The 17,587-nt window shown below is 49.1% G+C and carries 18 protein-coding genes; 15 read left to right on the forward strand and 3 right to left on the reverse strand.

Annotated elements, in window-relative coordinates; genetic code table 11:
- Nucleotides 1-20 precede the first annotated feature (20 nt).
- The 15 genes from H9I35_RS00950 (at nt 21) to H9I35_RS01020 (ending at nt 14,285) form a co-directional block, all read left to right on the forward strand.
- Nucleotides 21-1,574 carry a sigma-54-dependent Fis family transcriptional regulator gene (locus H9I35_RS00950; protein WP_187419811.1) on the forward strand — a complete coding sequence of 518 codons (1,554 nt, stop codon included), beginning with the start codon at nt 21-23 and terminating at the stop codon, nt 1,572-1,574.
- A 14-nt stretch (nt 1,575-1,588) separates the two neighbouring features.
- Complete coding sequence (locus H9I35_RS00955; RefSeq protein WP_187419812.1) at nt 1,589-2,269, forward strand: tetratricopeptide repeat protein; 681 nt, start codon at nt 1,589-1,591, stop codon at nt 2,267-2,269.
- Nucleotides 2,270-2,297: 28 nt separating this feature from the next.
- Nucleotides 2,298-3,074, forward strand: a complete 777-nt coding sequence (locus tag H9I35_RS00960; protein ID WP_187419813.1) for a hypothetical protein — start codon at nt 2,298-2,300, stop codon at nt 3,072-3,074.
- A gap of 110 nt (nt 3,075-3,184) precedes the next feature.
- The gene (gene nagA, locus H9I35_RS00965) at nt 3,185-4,354 is read left to right on the forward strand and encodes an N-acetylglucosamine-6-phosphate deacetylase (protein WP_187419814.1); all 1,170 of its coding nucleotides are present in this window, start codon (nt 3,185-3,187) and stop codon (nt 4,352-4,354) included.
- Nucleotides 4,355-4,397: 43 nt separating this feature from the next.
- Complete coding sequence (gene nagB / locus H9I35_RS00970; RefSeq protein WP_187419815.1) at nt 4,398-5,201, forward strand: glucosamine-6-phosphate deaminase; 804 nt, start codon at nt 4,398-4,400, stop codon at nt 5,199-5,201.
- Nucleotides 5,198-6,523, forward strand: a complete 1,326-nt coding sequence (locus H9I35_RS00975; protein WP_187419816.1) for a hexokinase family protein — start codon at nt 5,198-5,200, stop codon at nt 6,521-6,523. The genes nagB and H9I35_RS00975 overlap by 4 nt, the downstream gene beginning before the upstream one ends.
- 81 nt (nt 6,524-6,604) lie before the next feature.
- On the forward strand, nt 6,605-7,951 hold the full coding sequence (locus H9I35_RS00980) for a glycosyltransferase family 2 protein (RefSeq protein ID WP_187419817.1): 1,347 nt from the start codon (nt 6,605-6,607) through the stop codon (nt 7,949-7,951).
- The gene (locus H9I35_RS00985) at nt 7,948-8,772 is read left to right on the forward strand and encodes a lysophospholipid acyltransferase family protein (protein WP_187419818.1); all 825 of its coding nucleotides are present in this window, start codon (nt 7,948-7,950) and stop codon (nt 8,770-8,772) included. Before H9I35_RS00980 ends, H9I35_RS00985 begins: the two co-directional genes overlap by 4 nt.
- A gap of 24 nt (nt 8,773-8,796) precedes the next feature.
- Nucleotides 8,797-9,363, forward strand: a complete 567-nt coding sequence (locus tag H9I35_RS00990; RefSeq protein WP_187419819.1) for a chromate transporter — start codon at nt 8,797-8,799, stop codon at nt 9,361-9,363.
- Nucleotides 9,363-9,947: a chromate transporter gene (locus H9I35_RS00995; protein WP_016519956.1), complete on the forward strand. Its 585-nt coding sequence runs from the start codon at nt 9,363-9,365 to the stop codon at nt 9,945-9,947. Before H9I35_RS00990 ends, H9I35_RS00995 begins: the two co-directional genes overlap by 1 nt.
- A 61-nt stretch (nt 9,948-10,008) precedes the next feature.
- On the forward strand, nt 10,009-10,707 hold the full coding sequence (gene deoD, locus H9I35_RS01000) for a purine-nucleoside phosphorylase (RefSeq protein ID WP_187419820.1): 699 nt from the start codon (nt 10,009-10,011) through the stop codon (nt 10,705-10,707).
- A 21-nt stretch (nt 10,708-10,728) separates the two neighbouring features.
- Entirely contained in the window at nt 10,729-11,637 is a 909-nt protein-coding gene (locus tag H9I35_RS01005) for a nucleotidyltransferase family protein (protein ID WP_187419821.1), read from the forward strand.
- A gap of 24 nt (nt 11,638-11,661) precedes the next feature.
- Nucleotides 11,662-12,732, forward strand: coding sequence for an ATP-binding cassette domain-containing protein (locus H9I35_RS01010; protein ID WP_187419822.1), 1,071 nt, complete (start codon nt 11,662-11,664; stop codon nt 12,730-12,732).
- Nucleotides 12,725-13,540: a metal ABC transporter permease gene (locus H9I35_RS01015; protein ID WP_252722686.1), complete on the forward strand. Its 816-nt coding sequence runs from the start codon at nt 12,725-12,727 to the stop codon at nt 13,538-13,540. The genes H9I35_RS01010 and H9I35_RS01015 overlap by 8 nt, the downstream gene beginning before the upstream one ends.
- 31 nt (nt 13,541-13,571) lie before the next feature.
- Nucleotides 13,572-14,285 carry a queuosine precursor transporter gene (locus tag H9I35_RS01020; RefSeq protein WP_187419823.1) on the forward strand — a complete coding sequence of 238 codons (714 nt, stop codon included), beginning with the start codon at nt 13,572-13,574 and terminating at the stop codon, nt 14,283-14,285.
- Nucleotides 14,286-14,303: 18 nt separating this feature from the next.
- Here H9I35_RS01020 and H9I35_RS01025 read toward each other — a convergent pair whose 3' ends face one another.
- The 3 genes from H9I35_RS01025 to H9I35_RS01035 form a co-directional block, all read right to left on the reverse strand.
- Entirely contained in the window at nt 14,304-15,452 is a 1,149-nt protein-coding gene (locus H9I35_RS01025) for an AI-2E family transporter (protein WP_187419824.1), read from the reverse strand.
- A gap of 3 nt (nt 15,453-15,455) precedes the next feature.
- On the reverse strand, nt 15,456-16,754 hold the full coding sequence (gene serS / locus H9I35_RS01030) for a serine--tRNA ligase (protein ID WP_187419825.1): 1,299 nt from the start codon (nt 16,752-16,754) through the stop codon (nt 15,456-15,458).
- Between the two features lie 75 nt (nt 16,755-16,829).
- Complete coding sequence (locus H9I35_RS01035; RefSeq protein ID WP_187419826.1) at nt 16,830-17,543, reverse strand: SIMPL domain-containing protein; 714 nt, start codon at nt 17,541-17,543, stop codon at nt 16,830-16,832.
- Nucleotides 17,544-17,587: the final 44 nt, after the last annotated feature.

A 17,587-nucleotide genomic window follows, 5' to 3' on the forward strand; every position in this document is an offset into this window, starting at 1 on the left:
TACTTTTACCGAAAGCTGCGATGACTTCGATTGGTTTAGATGAACTCAATACGCTCATCGAAATCAACAACAGAATCAATTCGAATTACGCGGATTTGGACGCGTTGCTCGCATATATTCTTGAAGCGGCGATGCGTCTCGTCCACTGCGAATCGTCGTCGCTTCTTTTGGTAAACGCCGACGGTACGCTGCGCTTCGTTATCGCGCTCGGACCGAAAGGTGCGGAAGCGAAAGACATCCCTGTAGACAAAAGCAGTATTGCAGGCTGGGTTTCATCTCATAAGCAGCCGCTTATTCTCCGCGATGTCGTACGCGATCCGCGCTTTTCCGATCACGTGCAGCATAAAACCGGCTACGTTTCCAAAACGATGATAGCGGTCCCGCTGTGCGTGGGTGACGAATGTATCGGCGTCATTGAACTGATAAACAAAGCGGGCGGAAAATATTTCGACGACGACGATCTTGAAATACTCAATATGCTGTGCAATCAGGCGGGCATAGCATATAAAAATGCGGCGAAGTATCAATCCGCGCAAAATAAAATTTCCGCCCTGCAAAATACGATTTCATCGGGAGGCGACTACCATCCGTTTATCGCAAAGAGTCCGGTCATTTCGGATCTGCTGAAGATGATCGACGGCATTGCGAAGACGAATATTTCGATCATCATAACCGGTGAAAGCGGTGTCGGAAAAGAACTGGTCGCCGAACAGATACACAGAAAAAGCGATCGTTCGGGGAAGCCCTTTGTGCGCGTCAACTGCGCGGCTCTTTCTCCTTCGCTGCTCGAAAGCGAGCTTTTCGGTCACGTAAAAGGCGCGTTTACCGATGCGAAAGCCGATCATAAAGGTTACTTTGAAGCGGCCGACGGAGGAACGATCTTTCTCGACGAAATCGGCGAGATGCCGCTCGAACTGCAGGCGAAGCTTTTGCGCGTCATTCAGTCGAAACAGTTTCAAAAAGTCGGATCGAGCAAAACCGTATCCGTCGACGTGCGCGTCGTCGCCGCGACGAACCGCGACCTCGAAGCTATGATGAGCGAGCAAAAGTTCCGAAGCGATTTGTATTTCCGTCTGAGCGGCATACCTTTAAAAGTGCCGCCGCTTCGCGAACGGAAAGAAGATATTGCCGCTCTTGCCGATTTCTTTTTGCAAAAGTTTTCGGGAGAGACGAAAAAGAATTTTACCGGTTTTTCGCGTTCGGCCATGGACGCCCTTTATTCGTATTATTGGCCGGGTAATATCCGCGAGCTTGAAAATTCGATCGAACGCGCATGCGTGCTCGGCACGCCGCCGCTTATCAACGCGTTCGACCTCCGCATCGGTTATGAAGAGCGCGGAGGCGGGAAAAACGAAATCGAGTGCATGGCGGAGGAATACGCGTCGGACACCGGCGGCGACCGCTCTCTTAAAGAAGCGGTGAACAAATTTAAAAACGCTTATGTGCGGAAAATTTTGGAAGAGACCGCTTGGAATAAAACGAAAGCGGGAAAAATACTCGGCATCCAGCGGACATACGTTTCGCGCTTGCTGAACGATCTTCGCGATCGTGAAGAAGAATCGGAAGAGATGTGATTACGGGAGTAAATATGATTGAAAAAAAATTTGAAAAAGCGACGGCAAGCGAACGTCTTTCGCAGTTTATGCTGAAATACCGCATGCAGATCATCATTTTGACTGCGGTAATCGTTACGGGTATAGTAGCATACGGTGTATCCGCCGCCGTCGTGTCATCTTTGACGGCAAAGGGTATTTCGTTTGTGGATACCGTCGAATACGAGTTTACAAAGGATTCCGATTCTCTGTCGGACGCGGAAATCGAAACGCGGAGAGGAGAGGCGATGACGAAACTTACCCCTTATCTTTCGAAAGGCGGTATCGTCGGCGTTCGGGCAAATATGCTTGCTGCGGATATCACATACGCGCGTAAAGATTATGCTACGGCAAAATCGTATTGGAGTGCGGCGGCATCAAAGGGCGCGAAGTCGTATACGGCGCCGCTTGCTTATTACAATATGGCCGTCTGCGACGAAAATACCGGAAACCTTGCGGAAGCGGCCGCGAACTACGGAAAAGCTTCCGACGTAAAGGATTTCCCGCTCGCATCGCACGCGCGTTTTTCCGAAGCTCGTACTTATGAAGCGCTCGGCGATTATAAAAAAGCGTCGGAAGCGTATACGAAGCTTACGGCCGCCGCGCGCGCGGATGCGTGGACGAACCTTGCCGAAACGCGCCTCATCGCGCTGAAAGCCGAAGGTAAAATCGAGTAACATATACATCGATCGATTTGTTTTTTTTATGAAGAGGGGCGGCGCCGTGCGGAGAAAATATCATTTATACGAATTGTTTTCTCTTGCAGCGTGCTGCCTTTGTTTTTTCGGCTGCGGGCTGGAAGAGTATTACGTAGTCGAAGCGCCCTTTATCATACAGCAGGAACCGAAATACGACAGTGAGTTTACCCTGCGGTATTTCGATTTTAAAACGAATGAAACGGAAAATCCCAACAGGGGATCTTTTGTATTTTTAGGGACCGCCGTTTATTATAAAATCTATAACCGGCACGAATCCATAACGAGCGTTACTTCGGCGCTGAGCAGCGCAAACAATTCGACCGACGCTTCATACGCGGCGAACCTTCTTAAAGACACTTATAAGTACAAGCAGCTCGGAAGTGAAGCGGGGTCGACTCCGCTCATCAGAGCTACCGGTGCGGACAGGCGTATCTATATTCGTTTGACGAATTATCAAAATAACCGGTTTTATCAGGCAAAGATTATCGTCGGCTATACGGGAGACAGCAGCGTTTCGCCGACAAATGTTCCGAAGCGGGCGGGTAATCGCTATTCATTCGATTTCGGACGCGACGGTGATAACGACAAAGCTTCCAAAACGCTTTTCTCGACCGACACCGACTACAATTATTCAAGTTCCGGTTTTTCAAGCGGCTACGGAAATATATATTTTGTCGACATGTATGCCGTTTCCGTCGGGCGCGATGAAAATTATACGGAGCAGTGCAGTAAAGTGCTGCATCTCGGAACGGTTCCGATCAATGCTTCATCAAAGGATAACTGAACCGGGCTTTTCGGAGCATAGTCGATTTTTTATATAGATCACCGTTTTTTAGAAAAAACGGTTTTCGGTACGGTTGCTCCTCATGCCGTCTTTGTGCTATTGTATGGCTTATGAAATTTTGCATACACAATGCGACGGTGCTGAACGGTATTTCACAAATGAACGACTGCGCCGTTTTGATCGAAGACGGAAAGATCGCCGATATATTTTCCGAAAACCGTTTCCGGCAAAAATCATTCGACAATGACGTTACCGTTATCGACGCGCAAGGTATGTACGTCGCTCCCGGTTTAATCGACACTCATATACACGGTTTTAAAGGGCACGGCACTGACGTTTGCACGACCGAAGGCATACTCCGTATGTCGGCGGATCTTGCGGATTACGGCGTCACCGCTTTCAATCCGACGATGTATCCTTCCGACGAAGAGACGATGATTTCTTCTATCAAAGCGATCGTGCGCGCTATGGGACAGGAAAAAGGCGCAAAGATTATGGGAATCCATCTCGAAGGTCCCTTTATCTCGCCGCATAAACTCGGCGTACAGCGCCCTGAAACGGTGAAGAGCGTCGATCTCGATTTGATGGAACGTCTTTGGGAAGCTTCCGAAGGACACATCGTCAATATGACCGTCGCTCCCGAATTGAAAGATATGCGGCGCCTTGCACTTATGTGCATCGACAAGGGGATCGTGCTGCAGGCGGGACACACCGACGCCGCTTACAGCAATATGGTCGAAGGTATGCAGGCGGGTATTTTTCACTCGACTCATTTTTTCAACGCGATGAGCCAAATGCATCACCGGAACCCGGGCGCGGTCGGAGCGATTCTCATTCATTCGGAAATGACGTGCGAAATCATCGCGGACGGAGTACACGTACATCCCGATCTTTTTAAACTTTTGCAAAAAGATAAAACGAGCGATCAAATCGTTCTCGTTACCGATGCGCTCACTCCGACGGAAGAGGCGGGCGATCATCTTACGGCGAACGGAGAGGAAGTCGTTTTCAAAGACGGCTGCTTTCATCGGAAGTCCGACGACGTCATCGCCGGTTCCGCGCTTACGATGATACGCGGATTGAAAAATCTTGCATCGTTCGGCTTTCCGTTGAGCGATGCGGTAAAATGCGCGTCGGCAAATCCCGCGCGTATTATGAAGTTTCAAAAAAAAGGTATGCTCGTACCCGGTTACGACAGCGACGTTATCGTTTTCGATAAAGATTTTACGCTGCATTTTGTCATGGTGCAGGGACGTACGATAAAAAATTATTTTGATTGAAGGTGTTTGTTTTTTATAATTATTAAATAATACGGGAGGTTGTATGCGTGTTGTTGTTAAAAAAAATTACGATGAGTGTTCCGTATGGGCTGCGCATCATATTGCGCGGCGCATAGTCGATTATAATCCGAGCGAATCGAATCCCTTCGTACTCGGTCTTCCGACGGGCAGCACGCCCCTCGGAACGTATAAAACGCTTATCGAATTGTGCAAGGCGGGAAAGGTTTCGTTTAAAAACGTGGTTACGTTCAATATGGACGAATATGTCGGTCTTGACGACAGGCACCCGCAAAGCTATCACCGTTTTATGTTCGACAATTTTTTCAATCACATCGATATAAATAAAAACAATATCCATATATTGAACGGGCTTGCAAAGGATACGGAAGCCGAATGCGCAGCTTATGAAAAAGCGATCGAAGATGCGGGCGGCATACGTCTTTTTTTAGGCGGTATCGGAAGCGACGGACACATCGCGTTCAATGAACCCGGTTCTTCGCTCGCTTCTCGTACCCATGTTGCGATACTGACAAAAGAGACGGTCGGAGCGAACGCCCGTTTTTTCGGCGGCGACCTTTCAAAAGTCCCTACGCAGGCGCTGACTGTCGGTGTCGGAACCATCTGCGATGCGGACGAAGTCGTCATCATGGCGACGGGCAGAGTGAAAGCGCGCGCTGTCGCCGAGGGCGTCGAAGGCTCGGTTTCTCACCAATGGGCGGTAACGGCGCTTCAGCTGCATAAAAACGCAGTCATCGTCTGTGACGACGAAGCGGGTGAAGAGCTCAAAGTGAAAACGGTGCGCTATTTTGCCGAAATCGAATCGCATATTCAAGAGAGGGCGCTGTGACGCATTCCCGCGTTTCGTCGTTTTTGGAAAGCTTCGGTTTTTCTCTTGCCTCGTACGATACGGAAAAAATCACGTGCGATCTTCTTGAGGATATGCGGCTTTCCCTTGAAGCGGAAGACGGCGGCGACGAACTCATGCTTCCGACATATATAGGGCTTCCGGAAAAAATCGCTCGTGAAAAAAAAGCGATCGTCATCGATGCGGGCGGAACGAACTTCCGCTCCTGCCTCGTTTCGTTTGATGCGGCGGGAAAGCCGGTTATCGAAGAGGCGCGCAAAACCGTGATGCCCGGAACGACGAAAACTTATTCGAAGGAAGCTTTTTTCGATGAAATCGCGGCGAACCTCGACTACGTCAAAGACGCATCCGACACGATAGGCTTTTGTTTTTCGTTCGGCATGGAAATGCTTGAAAACGGGGACGCGAAAATTGTCGAACTTTCAAAAGAAATCAAGGGCGAGCGCATCATAGGTTCTCTTGCCGGCGCATCTCTTTCCGAAGCGCTTTTACGGCGGGGCTGGAAAAAAAAGGTACGCATCGTTATCGTGAACGACGCTGCCGCCGCTCTTTTGGCGGGATTTGCGGGAAAGGCGGACGGCAAAACATACGGTTCGCATGCGGCCTTTATACTCGGTACGGGAATCAATTCCGCCTATATCGAATACGGAAAAATCGGAAAGATTTCCGGCATATCCCGCCTTAAAAATCAAATCGTCGTCTGCGAGTCCGGATCTTTTTCCCGTTTGCCGAAAAGCGTATTCGACGACGAAATCGATGCGGCGTCTACGACGAAGGGAATGTACGTACTTGAAAAAATGTGCGGAGGCGTTTATCTTTCGGAACTCGCTTCCAGGGCGCTCTCTCATGTGTGTGCGTCGGATCTTGTTTCAAACGAAGCTGTAAAGGCGCTTTCGAATGCGGGAAAGATTTCTCTTTCCGACATGGACGGCTTTTTAAATGCGCCGTCGGCGGATGAGGCGGCTCTCAAAGGTGTTCCATTTGCAAAAATGTCTTCCGATTTCTATGTCCTGTATTCCGTTTTCGATTCTCTCATAGAGCGCGCCGTACGGATTGCGGCAGCCGTCGCTTCCGCAGCCGTGATCAAAACCGGTAAAGGAAAAGATGCTTCGCTTCCCGTGTGCCTTTTATGCAACGGCACGACTTTTTATAAAACGCACGATTTTGAAAAGCGTTTCCGTTTATACACATACCAAACGCTCACCGAAAAGCGAAAAATTTATTTTGAGCAAGTGTCGGTAAAAGACGATATAACGCTCGGTACGTCTGCCGCGGTGCTGAAAGATATTTTTGCTGCACGCTGAGCGGGGAGTGGAAACCTTTTTTCAGATTTTAATAATTTTTTTACAATTGACATTTTCCCGTTTACTTTCTATCATCTGCGTATGACTGATATACAAGCCGTATCGCTTTTTCATATGTACGGCGTTATTTCGCTGATTGCCCTTATCATATATATTCCTCGTCTATTGTATTATGTAAGCGGTTTTAAAAAACCGCGGCATTTAACAAACAGCGTACAAAACCGCTTTGCCGTCGTTATCCCCGCGCGGAACGAAAGCGCGGGAATCGGTCTTTTGTTGGACAGCCTTGCGCGCCAAACGTACGACCGTAAAAAATTCGATACCTTTGTCGTAGTCGATTCGGAAGACGATCCTACCTGCGCCATAGCGGAAAAATATGAGCGCACCTATGTTCAGGTTGTCAAAAATCAAACATGCAAGGGAATGGCGCTCGACGCTTCGTTCAAAGAACTGCTTTCGGGTACATACGGATGCTATGATGCGTATATCATCATCGACGGAGACAATATCGCTTCTGACAATTTTATCGAAGAGATGAACAACGGTCTTGCCTCCGGTGCTCAGATCGTGCTCGGTAAGCGTGAAGTGAAAAATTATCTCCTCGGCGGTAAAAAACTCCGCTCGCTTGCGACGAACTGCAGTGCGCTTACCTATACCTTTCTCGACAAGCTCGGAAACGCGTTCAGAACGAAAGCGGGTATCCCCTGTACGATGTGTGGGACGGGCGTTATGATCAGGCGCGACGTTATCGAAGAGATAGGCGGATGGCCGTACCGCAGTTTTACCGAAGATTTTGAAATGACGGTCAATGCGATTATCAACGGCTGGTCGTCGTATTTTTACGAATACGCACTCGTCTATACGGAAGAAGCGATTTCTCATAAAATGCTTGACCGGCGCCGAGCGAGATGGCTTATCGGTTATATGCAGATTTCATTTAAATACCGCAATAAAATCGTAAAACAAACCTATGCGTCGCTGCACGATCCCTCTCTTTCATTTTCAGAAAAGATAAAAGGAATCCGATTCAAAAACTTCGATTTTCTGTATGCGCTTAATCCGCTTTTTTTATATTTCGGCAATACAGCCGTTTGTTTTTTGCTTTACATGATCGCTTCGTGTATCGATTATTTCAATCGCGGATTTATTAATTTTACCGCTTTAAAATACGGCCTGATCATCATGCTCATACTCTACGGCGTACTCGTATTCTATACGTTTATGGCGCTTGCAGTCGATCCTAAAGCGCTTAAGATTACGTTTGCCGAAAAGCTCGCCGTACTTTTATACAATCCGTTTTTTATAGCCGAATACGCATATTTTTACATCGCGGCATTTTTTACATTGCTGCGCGATCCGCATTACGGTGAACAAGAGGTGTGGCAGCAGATCGATCGCATCGAAACGGTGATAAAGGAAGCCGAATGACGGATATCGGCGGTATCAAAAGCGATACGCAGCGTGAAATACAAAATCGCATCCGAGAGCTTGAAAAAAAAGGCGAGTTCGACGGAAATGTTCAGCCGATCGACTACGCTGCGATGATTCGGGTAAGCGACGATTATGTTTTTCTTCCGCGTACGTTTTCGTTTTTTTTATGGCGTGTTTTTATCCGCACGGCGGCGGCGGTACTCGGTCCGGTTTTGACAAAATTCGTGCTCGGAGCGCGCGTCGAAGGGCGGAAAAATCTCTGCGGCGTAAAAGGTTTTGTCGCGGTATGCAATCACGTACATTCGCTGGATAATATGATAGTGCGGCAGGCGGTTTTCGGTCATACGCTGTATATCACGGTTGCGGAATTTAACAATATGAAAGGCCCTATCGGAAGCATCATGCGCGGGGCGGGGACGCTGCCGTTCAGCGGAAATGTAAAAGCCATGAACGAGCTGCAAAAAACGCTTTCGCTTTTGCTCAAAAAAGGCTGTGCCGTACTCGGCTATCCGGAGCAGTCGCTGTGGCTGCGCTATGAAAAGCCGCGTCCTTTTCACAACGGTATGTTCCACATCGCCGCCGCAAATAAAGTGCCGGTTGTTCCCATGTTTATCACCTTTTCCGCGCCTTCCAAACTCCGCTCTCTTTTCAGCAAAAAAAAAGTTGCGACGCTCCATATTTTTCCGCCGATTTATCCCGATGAAAATCTTTCGCGCAAAGAAAACGCCGCTTTTTCGATGGATAAGGCGGCGAAAGCGTGGCGCGATTGTTACGTTTCGGTTTACGGACGCGAAGCCGATATTCCCTCGATTCTTTGATTTTGTAAATTAATAAGGATAGGTATGAAAAATATTCCGATACTGTTTGATTTGTATTTTTCCCTTGCCAAGATCGGTTCGGTTACATTCGGCGGCGGTATGGCGATGATGCCGATTTTGCAGCGCGAACTTATCGAAAAAAAGAAGTGGATGACCGAAGACGAACTGCTCGATTATTATGCGATAGGTCAATCGACTCCGGGCATCATTGCGGTAAATGTCGCAACCTTTGTCGGCTTTAAGCAGGCGGGGATAATAGGCGGCATCGTCGCTACGCTCGGCATGATAACTCCGTCCGTCATTATCATTTCGCTTATCGCGCGCTTTATCAGTTCGGTCGATCACTTGCCGCTTGCGCAAAAAGCGCTTCGCGGCATCAACGTATCGGTTGCGGCGCTTCTCACATCGGTCGTATTTCAGTTTTCGAAAAAGACCGTAAAATCGATTTTGGGATTTTTGTGTCTTGCCGTTTCGTTTGCGGCGATTTGGTTTTTCAAAGTGCCCTCGTATTGGATGATCGTCGCAGGGGCTATGACGGGTGTCATCGTTTCGGTGCTTTCCCAAAAAATGAAAAAAAGGGATGATAAGTGATGGAAACGACATATTCGCTTTTTCAGCTTTTTTGGATTTTCTTTTATATCGGTGCGTTTACGATCGGAGGAGGACTTGTCGCCGTAACGCTCATGCAGCAAACCCTCGTCGACAAGGGCGTCATTTCCGCCGAACAGTTTTACAATATGGTCGCGATTTCCGAATCGACACCGGGACCGATCGGTGTGAATATGGCGACTTACATCGGCTATTCGCAGTACGGCGTTTTCGGCGGCATCGTTACGACGCTCGGGCAAGTGCTCCCGTCCGTTATCTGCATTTTAATAATCGCGCATTTTTTTATGAAATTTCACGATACGCCGCTCGTCAAAGCAGCTTTTTCGACGCTTCGGCCGACGACGACGGGGATCATTCTCGTAGCTGCGGCACAGGTTTTTATCGTTGCGCTTATGAATATGTCTTTGCCGCACGGTTCTCTTTCGACGCTCGAAGGCTGGAAAAATCTTTTCGTATGGCCGAGTCTTGCGTTTTATATTGCAGCGCTTATCGTTTTGATGAAGACGAAAATCCATCCCGTATTCGTCATGCTGCTCGGAGCGGTGTTCGGCATCCTGTGTCTGTAGCGGGTAAGCGCGCCGCACGATAGGTTGCCTTTTCATCGATTACGCTTTATAATCGATAGCTATGAGTACTCACATCAATGCGCCTGAAGGCGCGATCGCGGAATCGGTTTTGCTTCCCGGCGATCCGCTTCGGGCAAAATACATCGCCGAGCATTTTTTGGAAAATCCCGAATGCTATAACGAAGTGCGCAATATGTTCGGCTATACGGGCACATACAAGGGAAAACGCGTTTCGGTGCAGGGAACGGGCATGGGACAGCCTTCGCTTTCGATTTACGTGAATGAGCTTTTTCAATTTTACGGCGTACAAAAAGCGATCCGCGTCGGTACTTGCGGCGCGATTCAAGCGTCTTTGAAATTGCGCGATACGATACTCGTAAACGCAGCTTCATCCGATTCTTCTCTTATGACGCAGCGTTTCGGCAATTTGCATTTTTCCGCTTCCGCCGATTTTTCGCTTTTGTTGTCGGCGTATGAAAGCGCCGAAAAGCTCGGCATAAAAATTTCCGTCGGCCCCTGCGCGTCGAGCGATCTTTTTTACGATGAAAACGCGAATTGGAAAACGTGGGCACGCTACGGCGTACTCGGCATAGAAATGGAAGCGGCGGAACTGTATACGCTTGCGGCGAAGTTCGGACGTAAAGCGCTCGCGATCCTCACCGTGAGCGATCACATAGTTTCGGGCGGAGAAACGACGGCGGAAGAGCGACAGACGACTTTCGATAATATGATTAGGCTTGCGCTGGAAAGCCTTTTGTAAGCGGCGATTCGGGAGGTAAAGATGAAACCGACATTATTGGTTCTTGCGGCGGGAATGGGAAGCAGATACGGCGGGGTCAAACAGATCGACGCGGTAGGGCTGCACAACGAATGCCTGCTCGACTACGCGACGTACGATGCAAGGGAAGCGGGTTTCGGTAAAGTCGTTTACATTATCAGAAAAGATATCGAACACGATTTCCGCGAACGGCTGTTCGACCGCGTTGCGCGCAATTTCGATGCAAAATATGTTTTTCAAACGCACGACAGTCTGCTTACCGAAGAGGAAAAGCGATTGTCTGCAAACCGTAAAAAACCGTGGGGTACGGTGCACGCCGTACTCTGCGCAGAAGATGCGATCGCCTCTCCCTTTGCCGTCGTCAACGCGGACGACTATTACGGGAGGTCTGCTTTTAAAACGATCGGCACCTATCTTTCGGGGATCGCAAACGATAGTACCGCTCACGCGATGGTCGGCTATGTGCTCGGCAACACGATGAGCAAAAGCGGTTCCGTTTCCCGCGGCGTGTGTACGGTAAAAGACGGCTGTCTCGATTCCATCGTCGAAAATCTGAAAATCTATTATGAAGGAGAGGGCATCGTAAGCGAAATCGACGGCGAAAAAAAATCGATGACGGGAAAAGAATGGGTAAGCATGAATCTCTTCGGATTTTCTCCCGCGGCATTCGATTCATTTAACAAATTCTGGAAAGATTTTATCGCGCACAATGTCGAAAGCGAAAAAGCCGAAGCTCTCCTTCCCGTCGCAGCAGGCGAAATCGTCAAAAGCGGCAAAGGAAGCATTCGTTTTTTTACGTCGGACGAAAATTGGTTCGGCATGACTTACCCCGAAGACAAAGAGATCGTCAAAGCGGAAATCGCAAAAAAAATCGAAGCAGGCTATTATCCCGAAAAATTGTGGGAAAAATAACGGCGGTCGGAGCTGACTGTCCGTATGACTTTTTCTTACCGCTCTCCGCTTCCCGAATATACGACGCTCTGCGTTTACAACGGAGATACGCTCATCTTTTCGAACGGCGGCAAATGGCTTATGCCGCTTTTTGCACTTGAAGATTTTTTTAAAACCTATGACGGGGCGACGGACGATTTGCGTGCGCACGATACGGCTGTGGGAAAGGCCGCCTGCGTTTTGATGAGCCGCATGGGTATCAAAAAAATACATGCTGATATCGCAAGCGTTCTTGCAAAAGAGTATATTGACGAACTCAATGCTTTTCGCGGCGGACACGATCCGATCGAACTCTCGTACGATACCTGCGTGCGCCGTCTTTTGTGCGCAACCGAAGATCATCTCGAAACGATGCACGACAGCGATGAAATGTATACGCACCTCCGCCGCCGTGCAAAGCTCGTACAGGGCGTCGACGTACGCGCTCAAAACCTGTGTTCGCCGTACGGATTTATTAAAAATATTTCTTTTTACGTAAGCGCGGGCGGACGTCTTATCGTCGCAGGTGAAAACGGTGCCGGAAAGACGACGCTTTTAAAATTGCTCATGGGTATAAGCCTTCCCGAATCGGGGACGATTTTGATTGATAATGTCCCGCCTTCAAAGCTTTCCAAACGGACAATCGGCTACATTCCGCAAGCTGCGGAAAATTCGGAGTACGGTCTTTCGGTCGAAGAAGTCGTTTCTCTCGGTTTACCTCCGTTCGTAAAAGAAAAAAAAGCGCGTATTCGAAAGGCGCTTTCGCGTGTCGATGCACAGCATCTTACGGGCAGGAGTTTTTTGAGCCTTTCCGGCGGGGAAAAGCAAAAAGTGTCATTTGCGCGCTGTCTTGCGCAAAATGCGAAACTGCTTTTGCTCGATGAGCCGACTGCAGCTTTGGATGCGGAAAGCAGGTCTTGCGTTATTGAAATTCTTCATTCGCTTTCCGTTTCGGAAATTCCGACGATCATCCTCGTTACGCACGACGACTCTCTTTTGCGTATGCGGGGATGGGATGTTTTTCACATGAAATCGTGCGGTGCGGAATCGGGACTAAAAGGGGACTCGGATGGATAGGCTCCTTATGCTTTTTATGCTTCCGCCCGTGCTTCGCGGGGGAGCGGCTCTCCTCATTTCGGGCGCTTCTTTTCCTCTGTGCGGAGTTATGCTGCTCCGCTTGCAGCTTGTGCCGCTTCGTTATATGCTCATGCACGGCGTTATCTTGGGTGGTGCGCTTGCCGTCGCGCTTTCTCTTCCGCTCGTTCCGCTGACCGTTATGGTAAACCTCGTACTTGTTTTTGCGATGACATATTTTTCGAAAAACGAAAGCTTTTCTTTCGGAGGCGTAAGCGCCGCTTCCATGGTTTTCAGTATGGCGCTCGCTTCCCTCATCACGCGTATTGCTGACGTTCCCGCAAAAGACACTCTCAGTTTGCTGTGGGGGAGCCCCTTTGCCCTCGGTACGGCGGATATCGCGCTTCTTGCCGTACTCGCGATTTTTCTTGCCGCATATATTATTATTAATTTTAAAAATATTGCCGCTCTCTTTTTCAGCAGAGACATCGCATATTCACTCGGTATACGTGTACGTACTCACTATACGATCATGGTATCGATCATCGCACTCACCGTAGCGGCTGCGATGAAACTGCTCGGCGCATTTTTAATCGACGCGCTTCTCATATTGCCGGTGCTTTCGGCTTCTTCTTTTTTACGGCGGAGAAAAAAGGGGCAGGGGATCCGCGCTCTGTTTTTTTTAAGCGCCGTACTGGGATCGGTCTTTTCCGTTTCAGGATATGTGATTTCGGTTGCGTTCGATTTGCCGCCGGGTGCCGTAATCGCGCTTATTGCGGGAATTGCGTATGCCGTGTTTAATGTGATATAATAATTCCTGTTTTACAAACGGGATATCGACTATGACAAATGAACTGCTGCTTATCATTTCTCTTGCCGCTTCTTTCGGCGGTCTTCTTTTATTTTTTTCTTTTTTCGGAAAGGCGGGCTGCACCGCGTGGATCGTGCTGTGTACGGTTTTGGCAAATATCGAAGTCGCCGTTTTAATAAAAGCGTTCGGTATGGAACAGACGCTCGGCAATACGCTTTTTGCATCGAGCTTTCTTGCAACCGATTTTTTAAGCGAACTTTACGGCAAAAAAGAAGCCGACAAAGGAGTTAAAATCGGCATCGCGACAGCCTGCGTCTTTATACTGTTTTCGGCGCTGTGGCCGCACTACGTGCCTTCTTCCGGCGACCGTGCCATGACTGCCGTTAAAACGCTTTTTTCGAGCACACCTCGCATCCTTACGGCAAGCCTCGCCGCATACGCCGTAAGCGAACTGCTCGACGTACGTCTCTATCATGCGCTGTGGAATTTAACAAAAAAGAAAAGCGGCAGCGAAACAAAATACTTGTGGCTCCGCAACAATGCGGCGACGCTCACATCTCAAGCGGTAAATATCGTCATCTTCAATTTCGGTGCGTTTTTCGGCGTCTACGATATGAAAACGCTTTCTGCGATAACTGTATCGTGCTATATGATCTATATCGTTACAAGTCTTGCCGATACGCCCTTTTTGTATATCGCACGGAAAATACACGCACGGCGCGAGTTGTGCGGCACGGCGCGTTGACGATTCGCAAAAGGGAACTTACGGATGCGCCATATCGCTTTCTTTTTTTTGAAAGGCGTTTAAACCGTCTTCCGAATCGTATGTCGTAAATTCGAGCCGCGTGTCCTGCGGTTTATTTCCGAGCAAAATCGCGACGGGATGTAAAAGCGGTATATTTTCGCAGATGATTTTTATAATGACGGTGAGCGGAACTGCGAGGATCATACCGACAAAGCCCCACATCCAGCCCCACAGTGAGAGCATGACGAGGATGACGAAGGGCGAAATGCCGAGGTTGTGTCCTTCGATGCGCGGCTCGATAAAATTGCCGAGCACCATATTGACCGTAGTCGTTCCCGCAACTATAAAAATGATCGGTGCCGGATGCGGAAAAAATTGAAGGAGCGCAAATACGGACGTCGCCGCGACCGAAACGATTGAACCGAAGTTCGGGATAAAGTTCAGCACGAATGCAAAAAATCCCCACACGACCGCAAAGTCGAGATCGACGATTTTTGCCGCCCCATAGATGAGCAGTCCCGTTGCAAGCGAGATGAAAAATTTTATCGAAACGAAGCGGACGACTTGGGTCATAATCCGTTTGACGATTTGGAAAAGCCGGTTTTTCATCCGCCCTTCGAAAGCTTCTCTGAGTTTTTCGCCCGTTATGTGCATTTCGACGAGCAAAAAGATAAACATCAATACGATGACGAGGATGTTGCGGGCGATGGACACCATATTCGCCGAAAGCGAAAAGAGCATCCGGCGTATCATAATGCCGATATTGAACTGCTCGCCGAGCGCGCTCTGTAAATTGTAAAAAAAACTTTTATCCGCGTCGAAACCCAAATTGAATTTATTTGCAAAAAATTTATAGATCGAAAGAAACTTCGATTCGTATTTCGTGTATTCGGAAAGAATCGTACGAAGGCTTGCGAATACGAGAGTGCCGAGAACCGCTATGCCGATGACGAATAAAATCGTTACGACGGCTATGTTGAATATCCACGGCAAGTGAATTTTATTCATGCCGCGGACGATCGGCAAGAGTACGAATGAAAACATGATCGCGAGGATGACTGGAATGATGACGCTCGCCGTCACTTTCAAAACGACAAAAAGCAAAACCGTCGCAATAAAGATCAATAAATACGCGATCTGCCGTGAAATCTGTTCTCTGCCGGTCATCGCTTAGGCTCCGCGCTTTGCGCTTATCGTGTCGAAGCCGCATATCGCTCGCAGCACTTCGGGTACGGTAATCGATCCGTCTTCATTTTGATAATTTTCGATGACTGCGAGCATTGCGCGTCCGGCCGCGATAGCCGTTCCGTTCAGCATGTGGACGTATTTGTTTTTACCGTCGTCGTCTTTGTATTTGATGTTGAGCCGCCTTGCCTGGTAGTCGGTGCAGTTCGACGTCGATGTCACTTCTCCGTAGTCGCCTGTCGGATGCGCTTCGTCAGCGCGGCCGGGCATCCACGCTTCCAAATCCCATTTGCGGTATGCGGGCGCTCCCAAATCTCCGGTGCACGTATCGACGACGCGGAAAGGAATACCGAGCCCGGTAAAGATTTCCTCTTCGATCATACGCAGCTTTTCGTGTATTGCATCCGATTCTTCGGGCAGGCAGTACACGAACATTTCGACTTTATCGAATTGGTGAACGCGGTACAAGCCTTTGCTGAAATGCCCCGCCGCACCCGCTTCGCGTCTGAAACAGTGCGAAAGCCCGCAGTAAAAAAGCGGCAGCTTCGATTTGTCGAGTATTTCGCCCGAGTGATAACCGCCGAGCGTAATTTCCGCCGTCGCGACGAGGCATGTGCCTTCGTCTTCGATGCAGTAGACGTTCGATTCGTTTCCGCGAGGGTTGAAGCCTATACCCTGAAGCACTTCCTGCTTTGCGATGTCGGGCGTTATAAAGGGCGTAAACCCGTGCTTCCGTAAAATGCCGAGCGCGTACATGATGAGCGCCTGTTCAAGAAAAACCGCTTCGTTTTTGAGATAATAAAATTTTTGTCCTGAAACCTTCGTGCCCCGGTCGAAGTCGATGATATCGAGCGCTTCTCCGAGCGCCACGTGATCTTTCGGCGGAAAAGAAAAAACTCGCGGTGTGCCGACTTTTTTTACTTCGAGGTTTTCCGTATCGACTTTGCCGATCGGGGCTTGAGGATGCGCCATATTCGGAATTTTCCGCGCGGCTTCTTCGAGCTTTGCTTCCGTTTCCGTCAATGTTTTTTCAGCTTCGGCGACAGCGTCTTTGAGCTCTTTCCCTTTTTCGATGAGTTCCCGGCGCTTTGCCTCTTCAAGCTTTCCTTTCATCAAGGCGGCATTTTCATTGCGCTTTTCCCGGAGCTGCTGCAATCGCGTGACGAGGGCGGTGCGCTCGTCGTAGAGACGTACGACTTCATCGGCGTCGGCCGTCATATTGCGGTTTACGATATTTTGTTTTACCGCTTCGAGATTGTCTTTGATAAATTTATAATCGAGCATATTTTATTCCTTTATTAATTAATAATGTGCTGTCAAAAAACGATTTTTAACGATTCCATTTGATTTTACTGAGCGTTATTGCAAAGCGTATGTGATCGTGACGGTCGAACTCACTTCGATTTTTCCGGACGATATAGGCGTGGCGATTTTGGCGCTCATTGCCGCCGGCGCGTCGTAGTACCTCGTACTGACGTCGCCCGCATCGCTTTTTTCGATGATCGTGATCGCTTCTCCGATCTTACAGCCGGCAGCTCCTGCCAAAAGGGATGCCGTCTCCTGCGCTTGCCTCACGGCGAGCATACGCGCTTCTCGAACGAGAGCCGTGTCGTCCGTGACGGTGACGGTAAACGTGAGGGAGGTAAGTTCGCTTGCTCCTGCCGAAATCGCCGTATCGATGACGTCGCTTACAAGGGCGGTGTTGTGCACGACGATATTTATGCCGTTCCGCACACGATAGCGTCCGACTGACTGCCTCCCGCCATCCCATGATTCCTGCCGATATATGCTGTAGTTCGTCGTCGTTATATCGTTTGCGTTCACTCCCGAAGCGACAAGCGCATCGCGTACGCGCGTCATGATTTCACTATTCCGATCCGCGGCGGTTTTCGCGACCCACTCCTGCGTTACGACCGAAACGACGACGGACGCCTTATCCGGTTCTGCTTCCGCGACGCCGCGGCCTGTTACGGTGATCGTCCGCGAGGATGCTTCCGATTTTTTTACGATCGAACACGACAGCGATGAAAACAGCACGATGGCCGCTATGATAATTTTAATAAACCTTTTCATATATTTCTCTTTGTTCCTCCGTTCGATATAGCAACAATCGCCGC

Source organism: Treponema sp. Marseille-Q4132, assembly GCF_014334835.1.
Lineage (GTDB): Bacteria > Spirochaetota > Spirochaetia > Treponematales > Treponemataceae > Treponema_D > Treponema_D paredis.

Bases quoted from the DNA above. Each gene is read 5' to 3' on its own strand.
- H9I35_RS00950 (WP_187419811.1), top strand. From the start codon at position 21: ATGACTTCGATTGGTTTAGATGAACTCAATACGCTCATCGAAATCAAC.
- H9I35_RS00955 (WP_187419812.1), top strand. From the start codon at position 1,589: ATGATTGAAAAAAAATTTGAAAAAGCGACGGCAAGCGAACGTCTTTCG.
- H9I35_RS00960 (WP_187419813.1), top strand. From the start codon at position 2,298: ATGAAGAGGGGCGGCGCCGTGCGGAGAAAATATCATTTATACGAATTG.
- nagA (WP_187419814.1), top strand. From the start codon at position 3,185: ATGAAATTTTGCATACACAATGCGACGGTGCTGAACGGTATTTCACAA.
- nagB (WP_187419815.1), top strand. From the start codon at position 4,398: ATGCGTGTTGTTGTTAAAAAAAATTACGATGAGTGTTCCGTATGGGCT.
- H9I35_RS00980 (WP_187419817.1), top strand. From the start codon at position 6,605: ATGACTGATATACAAGCCGTATCGCTTTTTCATATGTACGGCGTTATT.
- H9I35_RS00985 (WP_187419818.1), top strand. From the start codon at position 7,948: ATGACGGATATCGGCGGTATCAAAAGCGATACGCAGCGTGAAATACAA.
- H9I35_RS00990 (WP_187419819.1), top strand. From the start codon at position 8,797: ATGAAAAATATTCCGATACTGTTTGATTTGTATTTTTCCCTTGCCAAG.
- H9I35_RS00995 (WP_016519956.1), top strand. From the start codon at position 9,363: ATGGAAACGACATATTCGCTTTTTCAGCTTTTTTGGATTTTCTTTTAT.
- deoD (WP_187419820.1), top strand. From the start codon at position 10,009: ATGAGTACTCACATCAATGCGCCTGAAGGCGCGATCGCGGAATCGGTT.
- H9I35_RS01005 (WP_187419821.1), top strand. From the start codon at position 10,729: ATGAAACCGACATTATTGGTTCTTGCGGCGGGAATGGGAAGCAGATAC.
- H9I35_RS01010 (WP_187419822.1), top strand. From the start codon at position 11,662: ATGACTTTTTCTTACCGCTCTCCGCTTCCCGAATATACGACGCTCTGC.
- H9I35_RS01015 (WP_252722686.1), top strand. From the start codon at position 12,725: ATGGATAGGCTCCTTATGCTTTTTATGCTTCCGCCCGTGCTTCGCGGG.
- H9I35_RS01020 (WP_187419823.1), top strand. From the start codon at position 13,572: ATGACAAATGAACTGCTGCTTATCATTTCTCTTGCCGCTTCTTTCGGC.
- H9I35_RS01025 (WP_187419824.1), bottom strand. From the start codon at position 15,452: ATGACCGGCAGAGAACAGATTTCACGGCAGATCGCGTATTTATTGATC.
- serS (WP_187419825.1), bottom strand. From the start codon at position 16,754: ATGCTCGATTATAAATTTATCAAAGACAATCTCGAAGCGGTAAAACAA.
- H9I35_RS01035 (WP_187419826.1), bottom strand. From the start codon at position 17,543: ATGAAAAGGTTTATTAAAATTATCATAGCGGCCATCGTGCTGTTTTCA.